This window comes from Pedobacter sp. 01N416, assembly GCF_056399685.1.
On sequence record NZ_JBFTRT010000319.1, the window covers coordinates 1 to 9,330 of the forward strand.

The 9,330-nt window shown below is 38.0% G+C and carries 10 protein-coding genes and 1 pseudogene; 3 read left to right on the top strand and 8 right to left on the bottom strand.

Annotation, left to right across the window (positions count from 1 at the left end; all coding sequences use genetic code 11):
• The 3 genes from AC1DND_RS17265 to AC1DND_RS17275 form a co-directional block, all read right to left on the bottom strand.
• Positions 1 to 762, bottom strand: a 762-nt coding sequence (locus AC1DND_RS17265) for an aminotransferase class III-fold pyridoxal phosphate-dependent enzyme (RefSeq protein WP_477583476.1), incomplete at its 3' end; no start/stop codon positions are given.
• Positions 763 to 764: 2 nt separating this feature from the next.
• A complete protein-coding gene (locus AC1DND_RS17270; protein ID WP_477583478.1) occupies positions 765 to 1,217 on the bottom strand; it encodes an NUDIX domain-containing protein in 453 nt (150 codons plus the stop codon).
• On the bottom strand, positions 1,204 to 2,190 hold the full coding sequence (locus tag AC1DND_RS17275; protein WP_131031170.1) for a cation diffusion facilitator family transporter: 987 nt from the start codon (positions 2,188 to 2,190) through the stop codon (positions 1,204 to 1,206). The genes AC1DND_RS17270 and AC1DND_RS17275 overlap by 14 nt, the downstream gene beginning before the upstream one ends.
• Positions 2,191 to 2,303: 113 nt before the next feature.
• On the opposite strand from AC1DND_RS17275, the gene AC1DND_RS17280 reads away from it, so the two are divergent.
• Positions 2,304 to 3,500: a pyridoxal phosphate-dependent aminotransferase gene (locus tag AC1DND_RS17280; RefSeq protein WP_209435043.1), complete on the top strand. Its 1,197-nt coding sequence runs from the start codon at positions 2,304 to 2,306 to the stop codon at positions 3,498 to 3,500.
• Positions 3,501 to 4,188: 688 nt separating this feature from the next.
• Here AC1DND_RS17280 and AC1DND_RS17285 read toward each other — a convergent pair.
• Positions 4,189 to 5,433, bottom strand: a complete 1,245-nt coding sequence (locus AC1DND_RS17285; RefSeq protein WP_215127580.1) for an ABC transporter permease — start codon at positions 5,431 to 5,433, stop codon at positions 4,189 to 4,191.
• A 183-nt stretch (positions 5,434 to 5,616) separates the two neighbouring features.
• On the opposite strand from AC1DND_RS17285, the pseudogene queA reads away from it, so the two are divergent.
• Both queA and AC1DND_RS17295 read left to right on the top strand, forming a co-directional pair.
• A pseudogene (gene queA / locus AC1DND_RS17290) lies at positions 5,617 to 6,363 on the top strand (tRNA preQ1(34) S-adenosylmethionine ribosyltransferase-isomerase QueA); the annotation flags it as partial.
• Between the two features lie 75 nt (positions 6,364 to 6,438).
• Positions 6,439 to 7,104 carry a 2-C-methyl-D-erythritol 4-phosphate cytidylyltransferase gene (locus AC1DND_RS17295; protein ID WP_477583480.1) on the top strand — a complete coding sequence of 222 codons (666 nt, stop codon included), beginning with the start codon at positions 6,439 to 6,441 and terminating at the stop codon, positions 7,102 to 7,104.
• A 103-nt stretch (positions 7,105 to 7,207) separates the two neighbouring features.
• Here AC1DND_RS17295 and AC1DND_RS17300 read toward each other — a convergent pair whose 3' ends face one another.
• The 4 genes from AC1DND_RS17300 to AC1DND_RS17315 form a co-directional block, all read right to left on the bottom strand.
• Positions 7,208 to 7,366 carry a lmo0937 family membrane protein gene (locus AC1DND_RS17300; protein WP_139180130.1) on the bottom strand — a complete coding sequence of 53 codons (159 nt, stop codon included), beginning with the start codon at positions 7,364 to 7,366 and terminating at the stop codon, positions 7,208 to 7,210.
• 166 nt (positions 7,367 to 7,532) lie between these two features.
• Positions 7,533 to 7,754, bottom strand: a complete 222-nt coding sequence (locus AC1DND_RS17305) for a DUF2795 domain-containing protein (protein ID WP_010603503.1) — start codon at positions 7,752 to 7,754, stop codon at positions 7,533 to 7,535.
• 85 nt (positions 7,755 to 7,839) lie between these two features.
• On the bottom strand, positions 7,840 to 8,388 hold the full coding sequence (locus tag AC1DND_RS17310) for a cob(I)yrinic acid a,c-diamide adenosyltransferase (RefSeq protein WP_477583482.1): 549 nt from the start codon (positions 8,386 to 8,388) through the stop codon (positions 7,840 to 7,842).
• Positions 8,389 to 8,460: 72 nt separating this feature from the next.
• Positions 8,461 to 9,219, bottom strand: coding sequence for an ABC transporter ATP-binding protein (locus tag AC1DND_RS17315; RefSeq protein ID WP_477583484.1), 759 nt, complete (start codon positions 9,217 to 9,219; stop codon positions 8,461 to 8,463).
• Positions 9,220 to 9,330: the final 111 nt, after the last annotated feature.

Genomic DNA, 9,330 nt, shown 5'->3' on the forward strand with positions numbered 1-9,330 from the left:
ACCGAAACCTGTCATCACTTCATCAGCAATGGTTAAAATTGCTGCATCTTTACAGGCAGATAAAAGTTGATCCAAATATTTAGCTTCGTACATCAACATCCCGCCCGATCCTAGAATGAGTGGTTCGAAGATAAAACAAGCGGTATCTTTAAGATTCGAGATATGAGATGTTAGATATGAGATGTTATTTTCGTTTGGCAGATCGATAAACTCGACATCAAACAATAGACTGTTAAAAGCATCGGTAAAAATACTGCGGCCGCTAACAGACATGGCGCCAAAAGTATCGCCATGATAGGCATTTTTAAAGGCTAAAATCTTCGTTTTTGGCGTGCCCTTATTGTCCCAGTACTGCAGGCACATTTTTAAGGCTACCTCTACTGCTGTTGATCCGTTATCGGTATAAAAAACTTTATCCTGTTTGCCAGGCAATATAGGTAAAAGCCTTTCTGCAAGTAGCACAGCGGGCTCGTGCGTAAAACCTGCAAAAATCACATGTTCAAGCACATTGAGCTGTTCGGCTACTTTTTGTGCAATATAAGGGTGTGAATGACCATGAATGTTCACCCACCAGGATGAAACCGCATCGATATACCGTTTACCATCCTCATCAAAAACGTATACCCCCTCGCCCCTAATAATTGGGATATGAGGAAGTGCATTTTTCATTTGGGTATAGGGATGCCAGATTACCTTTTGATCGCGTTCAGTTAAGTTGAGTTTAGAATCTGGAGTATGGAGTTTGGACGAATCGGGCATCATGATTATAATATAACTGAATATTGATTTTTTAGAAGTTGGCCTACGGTTTTATCTGTTTTAAAGGTAATATCCTCAATATTTAAATCTTCAATTTTCACCCACCTGAAAGCCTGAAGAATTTCACCTTCTCCATCGAAATCGTAAATAACATCTTTAAAGGTCAGCTGCAAAGGAGCTTTTTCTTTAACAATATAATACACACTAATTACCTGGCTATCGTTAAATGACGATTTTTCAAAAAAATCTGTAGTATAAAAATGAGATAATACTTCAATTTCAGCATCGCATTCTTCCACAAACTCACGTTTTAATCCATCGATTAATCCTTCGCCAAGTTCTAAACCGCCACCTGGAAACTTACTGAAACGAAAGCCATATTCTTCCTCATCACTTACCAAAACCTCATTATTTTGGTTAATTAACAATCCATAGACCCTAACATTAAAGTAGCTCATTTTCGAAATGCTTTTTATTTTTAATTACTATTTCTGGTGTCCATACAATTTCCTTTTTAAAGGCCTCTGCCCTCACTGGGCATTCACTCATGTGGCAATAATGGCAACATTCAGGCAAGCATGGATCTGCATGAATAAAGAGTTCTGCTTTGCGAAAGCCGTTTTTATTGATCAGTTCATCAATCTGCGAGATTTCGCGGTGAACTTTATTTAAGTCAAAATAATAAGGCAATGTTACATGGCAATCGATATGAAATTCAGGGCCATATTGCTGGGTACGCAGGTTGTGCACATCAATCCATGGGTTGTGCCTGTTCTTTTGTAAAACATCTACTACTTCTTCAACAAGTGTAAAATCACTTTCATCCATTAATCCACCCACCGAACCACGGGTAAGTTTATAACCAGAATAAACAATGTAAAAACCTACCAAAAAAGAAAGCAGGCTATCTAGCCAAATAATATTTGTTAGCTGAATTAATATTAAACCAACAACAATCGCCGCGCTGGTGTAGGTATCAGTTAACAAATGTTTACCATCAGCCTGCAATGTAACCGAATGCTCATCTTTACCTACATTGATGAGGTATAGGCCCACAATCAGATTAATCAGGCCCGTGATGCCAATAATCAGCGTTCCTGTTAATAGTTCCCCTACCAAATGAGGATAGATAAGGTTGTACGAAGATTTGAAAATAATAACCACTCCTGCGATCAAAATCAATATCCCTTCTACAAAAGCCGAGAAAAACTCAACTTTTCCATGTCCATAAGGATGATTTTCGTCGCGGGGTTGTGTGCTTAGGTAAATGCTATAAAAGGCAAAACTCCCTGCTATTACATTTACAATACTCTCTGCTGCGTCTGTTAAGATGGCGTTTGATCCCGTAATAAAGTACGCAACAAACTTGGCCAACATCAGCACCACACTCACCACCAGAGAAATTATTATAGCTTTCTTTTTTACCGACACCAGGATATTTTTTTCAAAAATACGCTTATCGAATAAATTAAATGAGAAAAACTATGTCTTTTTTAGTGCAGAATAATATTTGGTTTATATATTTGCGCTCAAAGTAATTAACCATGAGCACCTTATCCAAAAGAATCAACAGTCTATCTGAATCCGCAACCCTTAAAATGACCAAACTTGGTCGCGAGCTAGCGTCTAAGGGCATTAACATCATTAGTTTAAGCGTTGGTGAACCCGATTTCAATACACCCGATCACGTAAAAAATGCAGCTAAAAAGGCATTAGATGAAAATTATACACGTTATTCGCCGGTACCGGGCTATCCAGACCTGCGCCAGGCAATCGTAAACAAGCTAAAAACAGAAAACAACCTGGACTATGATATTTCTCAGATCGTGGTTTCAACAGGTGCAAAACAATCTTTATCGAATGTTATTTTAACTTTGATTGATCCTGATGATGAAGTAATCATCCCTACTCCTTACTGGGTTTCTTACTCAGAAATGGTAACCCTTGCAGAAGGAAAATCTGTTTTTATCGATACCGATATTGAAAGTGATTTCAAAATCACTCCTGCGCAATTAGAAGCAGCCATTACGCCGAAATCGAAATTATTCATGTTTTCTTCGCCATGTAACCCAACAGGTTCGGTTTATAGTAAAGAAGAATTAGCAGCGCTGGTTGCCGTTTTCGAAAAACACCCTAATATCTACATCTTATCTGATGAGATTTATGAGCATATTAACTTTGTTGATAAACATGAGTCTATTGCTCAATTCGACAGCATTAAAGACCGTGTAATCATTGTTAACGGTTTCTCTAAGGCTTTCGCCATGACAGGCTGGAGATTAGGTTATATTGCCGCTAATAAAGAAATTGCAGCAGCTAACGATAAATTACAGGGACAAACCACTTCTGGAACCTGTTCTATTGCGCAAAGAGCAGGAATTGTTGCTTACGAGCAAGGTTTAGCCAGTGTTTTAGAAATGAAAGAAGCATTTTTGCGCCGTAGAGAATTGGTTTACAATTTATTAAACGAAATCCCAGGTGTAAAAACAAATCTTCCTGATGGTGCTTTCTACTTTTTTCCAGAAATCAGTTCGTTCTTCGGTAAAAAAGATGCTGACGGAAATGTAATTAAAGATTCTTCAGACCTGGCTTTATATCTATTAAACGTTGGTCACGTAGCAACTGTTGGTGGCGATTCGTTTGGTAACAACAACTACATCCGTTTATCTTATGCAGCATCTGACGAGAGTTTGGTTGAAGCATTAAGAAGAATTAAAGAAGCTTTAGGTAAGTTAGCCTAACAAGTTTTCAGTTAACCGTTTGCGGTTAGCAATATCATCATAAAAATCCATGTTAATTAAGTTTAACATGGGTTTTTTATTTATATTACCGTTATCTCAAGAAAAAAAGGTTCGTCATCTCGACTGAAGCTCAGTCCCGAATTTTCGGGAGAGAGATCTATTGCAACAGATTTAGCTTCGCTGAGCCTTCGGGTTCTCGACTGCGTTGCACTCCGCTACCATTGACGTTATTTTACATAACTACTAATAATCAACATTTTAACCGATTTTGTGTTTCCGCCCAACTAGGCCTCACCACGGTATCCCCGTTGTACTTAAACCCGGCCTAACAAATTTTTCGGGCCGCACTCATCAAGCCAACCCACTAGCTTCGAAAGAAAAATTTTCAGCCGGCATTTTTTGCTTCTTTTTGATGCCAAAAAGAAAGAGCCCTTCGGTGGCGGCGAGCCGAGGCAAGACCGCGCCTTAGGGCAAAAGAAATCAATTAAACGTCACTCATATTGATTTTTATAAAATAAATTACCCCTCGAAATGACGATATGGTTTTTGGAAACGAAAGCAAGCATTTCATCGGAAAATTCAGTCCTTCTTTCCGTTACATTCCTCGCTGCGCTGCGGGCTTTCCACTGCAATAAGGTTTATCAACTAAGGGCATTGCAACTGAAAACCAGAAACCGTTAACTGCAAATTAACTTCTAATCGCCTCTACCGGGTCTAACCTTGATGCTGAATATGCTGGCCAAAAACCAGAGATAGTGCCGATGATTATTGATATGCCAATACCTAAGGCAATATTGTTCAAGCCCAGTATAATATGAAAATCTGTGGCCGCACCAATCCCCAGGGCGAGCAGAAAGACCAGTAATAAACCCAGCAAACCACCTAAAATACAAAGCGAAATCGATTCGAATATGAATTGAAGCAGGATAAAATAGTTTTTTGCACCCAGCGATTTTTGGATGCCGATAATATTGGTACGTTCCTTAACCGATACGAACATGATATTGGCAATACTGAAACCACCAACCAGGATCGAAAACCCACCAATTACCCAACCGGCAATATTTACCATTTTAAACATCGAATCTAACTGGTTAGAAATAATGGTGGTTTTATTTAGTGCAAAATCTTCTTCCTGGCCAGGTCTGATCCTGTGGATGGAGCGCATTAAACCTTTCAATTCGCTTTCTACCTCTTCTAAATTCACATTATCCTTACCACGAACTGTAATCTGTGGACCATAACGCTCGCTTTGGATATCTAAAACACCTTTCGCAAAAGCAATCGGAATATTTACGTTTTTATCAAGAGAGGTACCTAACATATCTTCTCCTTCTTTTTTGAAAACACCAACAACAGTTAATCTTCTTCCTAAAATCTGTACCTGTTTACCTACTGGCGCACCTCCATCAAAAAGCCCGTCGGCTATATCAGAACCTAAAATACAAACAGGTGAGCCGTTTTTACTCTCATTTTCGGTAAAATACCGGCCGTCCTGAAGCTCGAAATTCCAGGTCTTATTAAAATCGTGCGATGCTGCCCATACCGAAATCCCTTCTACTGAGTTACTTCTGTATTTGATCGTCCTATCGTTAGTTGATATTTCGAATGTAACGCCTTGTGCATTTTCAATTCTCTCGCGGAGGGCTTCAAAATCGCGCAATGAAGGCTGAGGGCGGTTCATATATTTCCACCAAGGGTAATTATCACCAAAACTCCAAGGCCATTTTTGAATATAAATAGTATTGGAACCCAGTTTATCTACACTGGACTGCAATTTACCGCGAAAGGTATCTACTGCAGAGAATACAGCAATGATGGTAAAAATACCGATTGTTATAGCCAAAAGCGATAACATGGTGCGTAATTTATTCTGGCGCAACGCATCAAATGCAAAACGGAAACTCTCGCCTATTAGCCTAAAGATTATCATAATTAAAGGTTAGATGCAAAGCTTTTCAAAAGGTTACAGCTTATCTTCAAAACTAATTAATTTTATGTCTACAATGCATTAATCGCCCTGTATTATTTGATTTAAATTGATTAAAACATAATATACATAAATTGCGTTTGATAAAATACGAAAAAGAAAAATTAAATTCGTATTTTTGCACCACGTAAAATCCGTGTAGGTAATAAATTATATTTTGGCGACGACGATTTATTGGTTGCTGAGGTTGTAGACAACACCACATCACGTGGCCGTACCATCCGTTTCCTATTTGAAGGTACTGACGAAGAATTTAGAAAAAACGTTGAAATTTTAGGTGAAACTCCACTTCCTAAATACATTAAACGCAAAGCTACTGCTGAAGATAAAGAACGTTATCAAACCATTTTTGCTAAGCACGAAGGTGCTGTAGCTGCTCCAACTGCTGGTTTACACTTTAGTCGTGAGTTGATGAAACGTCTTGAACTTAAAGGTATAGAATTTGCAGAAGTAACTTTACACGTTGGTTTAGGAACTTTCAGAACTGTTGAGGTTGAAGACTTAACCAAACACAAAATGGATTCTGAGCAATTTATTATCGAGCAAAAAGATGCAAACATTGTAAACAAAGCTTTAGAGGAAAAAAGAAAAATCTGCGCGGTAGGTACTACTTCAATGCGTGCTATCGAATCGGCTGTTTCTGCTAACAGAACATTAAAATCGGCTAACGATTGGACCAGTAAGTTTATCTTCCCTCCTTACGATTTCAGTATTGCAAACTCAATGATTACCAATTTCCACACCCCAGAATCTACTTTATTGATGATGGTAAGTGCATTTGGCGGATATGAGAACGTAATGAATGCTTACGAAGTTGCAGTAAAAGAAAAATATAAATTTTACAGCTATGGCGATGCCATGCTAATTATATAGATTTGAGTATTGAGATATGAGATTTGAGTTAAACCAAGTCTCATATCTCAAATCTATAATCTCACATCTTAAAACATGAAATACTACGCTATAATTGTAGCAGGCGGTTCTGGCAATCGGATGCAAACGGAAACCCCAAAACAATTTCTACTGCTCAAAAACCTTCCGGTTTTGATGCATACCATAAAAGCTTTTGCACAAAGTGATACCCAACCTAAAATTTTATTGGTTCTAAACAAAGATCAACAAGCTTACTGGACTCGGTTATGTGAGGAATTTAATTTCCATGTACCACACCAGGTTATCGATGGCGGCACGGAGCGTTTTCACTCTGTGAAAAATGCAATCCATGCTATCGAAGAAGAAAGTTATGTTGCCATTCACGATGCCGTTCGTCCGCTCGTTTCCAAATCTCTTATCGACAACTGTTTTAATGAAGCTGAGCTACAGGGAAACGTTATTGCAGCCGTACAATCAAGCGATAGCGTACGCTTGCTTAGAGACGATAAAACAGCGGCATTAAAACGCGATGAGATCTATTTAGTACAAACGCCACAAACTTTTAGCCTTAGCATTCTTAAAGAAGCTTACAACCAAGAGTTCGACGCTCATTTTACAGATGACGCAAGCGTGGTAGAATCTATTGGTTATGAGATTAATATCATCGAAGGAGAAAGAGGAAATATTAAAATTACCTATCCTATTGATCTTGAACTTGCCGAATTGTTGTTAAAAAATTAAAAATATAAAAAGGAGTTTCAAAAATGAAACTCCTTTTTTAATCCATCCATTTCAAAGCGTCCCCTACTTCTAAACCAATGAATATCGGTGCGATATATTTTTTTTACGCTGCCCGTCCAATTACTTTAAGCAGAATTGCAATAACTGCGATTACCAATAAAACGTGGATTATACCGCCAACGTCTCCGAAGCCGTGAAATATAAATCCGATCACCCAGAGTATTACCAATACTACTGCGACTAAATACAATAAATTTCCCATAGTGTTAATTTTTTAGCAATGTTATATTATTGGTGTATTAACACTTGGCTTTTCACTTTTGTTTAAAAAATGTAATTATTTTATCGGTATGACGAATAGTATGGGAAATGAAAGCATAAAAAAAACCTCCCAGTTTAGCTGGAAGGTTTTTTATAGTTTCTAATGTTTAGTATTCGTCCTCGTTAAAGAAGAAATCTTCTTTAGTTGGGTAATCTGGCCAAATTTCCTCAATGGTTTCATAAGGTTCGCCATCATCTTCTAATGCCTGTAAGTTTTCAATTACTTCTACTGGGGCACCAGAGCGGATACCATAATCAATTAATTCGTCTTTAGTTGCAGGCCATGGTGCGTCTTCCAAGTGCGATGCTAATTCTAATGTCCAATACATATCGTCAATTCAATTAAATTCTTGTTCTTATTATTGCGCAAAGTATATTAAAATTTTTGAGCAAAACAAACTTATTTTTCCACTATTAAACCCGCGGAATCCAAATATTTTCTTCCGTCTTAAAATACACGGTCAGTTTTCGTGCCAAAACGAATAAATAATCGCTTAAACGATTCAAATAAACTGTTACACGCTCATCTACAAAGCTATTTTCTGCAAGTTCAACTGTGAGTCGTTCTGCCCTTCTACAAACACATCTAGCAATATGGCAGTAAGAAACGACAGTATTTCCGCCAGGTAAAACAAAATGTTTTAAAGCAGGCAGCTTTTCGTTCATCAGATCCATCTCATTTTCCAACAAGGTAATATCAGTATCGTGCAGATCGGGGATCTTCATTTTAGATGTTTCAGGGTCTGCTGCAAGCGATGAACCAATAGTAAATAACCTATCCTGAATTTCTTTTAATAGCTTCTGGTCGTGCGCCTCAATATCCTGGCACATAATTAAACCTATGTGCGAATTTAACTCGTCAACAGTTCCATAGGTTTCGATACGTAAATGATATTTAGGTACACGGGTACCACCAATGAGTGATGTTTTGCCCTTATCGCCAGTTTTAGTGTAGATTTTCATTTAGAAAGGTTGAAGGTAAAAGGTAGAAGGTTTAGGGTAAAACCTTACGCCTTAAACCTTATACCTTAAGCCTTAATTAATTTTCTCCCAATCGCTGCCAGTATCATTCAAAGCCTGTAAACGTGGAGATACATTTTTTACATCTGTATTTAAATAATCGTTTTCAATCAAGCCATCACGCATACGTACAATACGGTGAGCATGCTGCGCAATATCTTCCTCGTGCGTAACCAGAATAATGGTGTTTCCTTTACTGTGGATTTCTTCAAGCAGGCCCATTATTTCAATTGATGTTTTGGTATCTAAGTTACCTGTTGGCTCATCGGCCAAAATAATAGATGGATTATTGATCAAAGCCCTGGCTACGGCCACACGTTGACGTTGACCGCCCGATAGTTCATTTGGCTTATGATCCATACGATTGCCTAAGCCTACATTTTCTAATGCTTTAGCTGCTCTTGCATCCCTGTCCTTTTTACTTGTTCCAGCATAAATTAAAGGTAAGGCAACATTATCTAAAGATGTTGAACGTGGCAATAAGTTAAAGGTTTGAAAAACGAAGCCGATTTCCTGGTTGCGCACTTCTGCCAAGGCATCATCACTCATGTGACTCACATTGGTTCCATTTAAAACATAGGTTCCGCTTGAGGGTGTATCTAAACAGCCTAAAATATTCATCAGGGTTGATTTACCGGAACCAGATGGGCCCATCAATGCTACGAATTCGCCTTTATTAATATCTAAAGAAACTGATTTTAAAGCGTGAATCACTTCAGATCCAATAACATATTTACGGCCAATTTCTTTTATAGTGATGAGTGGTTTCTCCATGTTTTTTCTTTTTTAGACAAGCGTAAAGGGTAAGATGTTACAAGAGGGTTAAAAATTACTGCACAAATGTTAATCTTAAAGATGCTGAATTAATCAGCATGACGATTACAC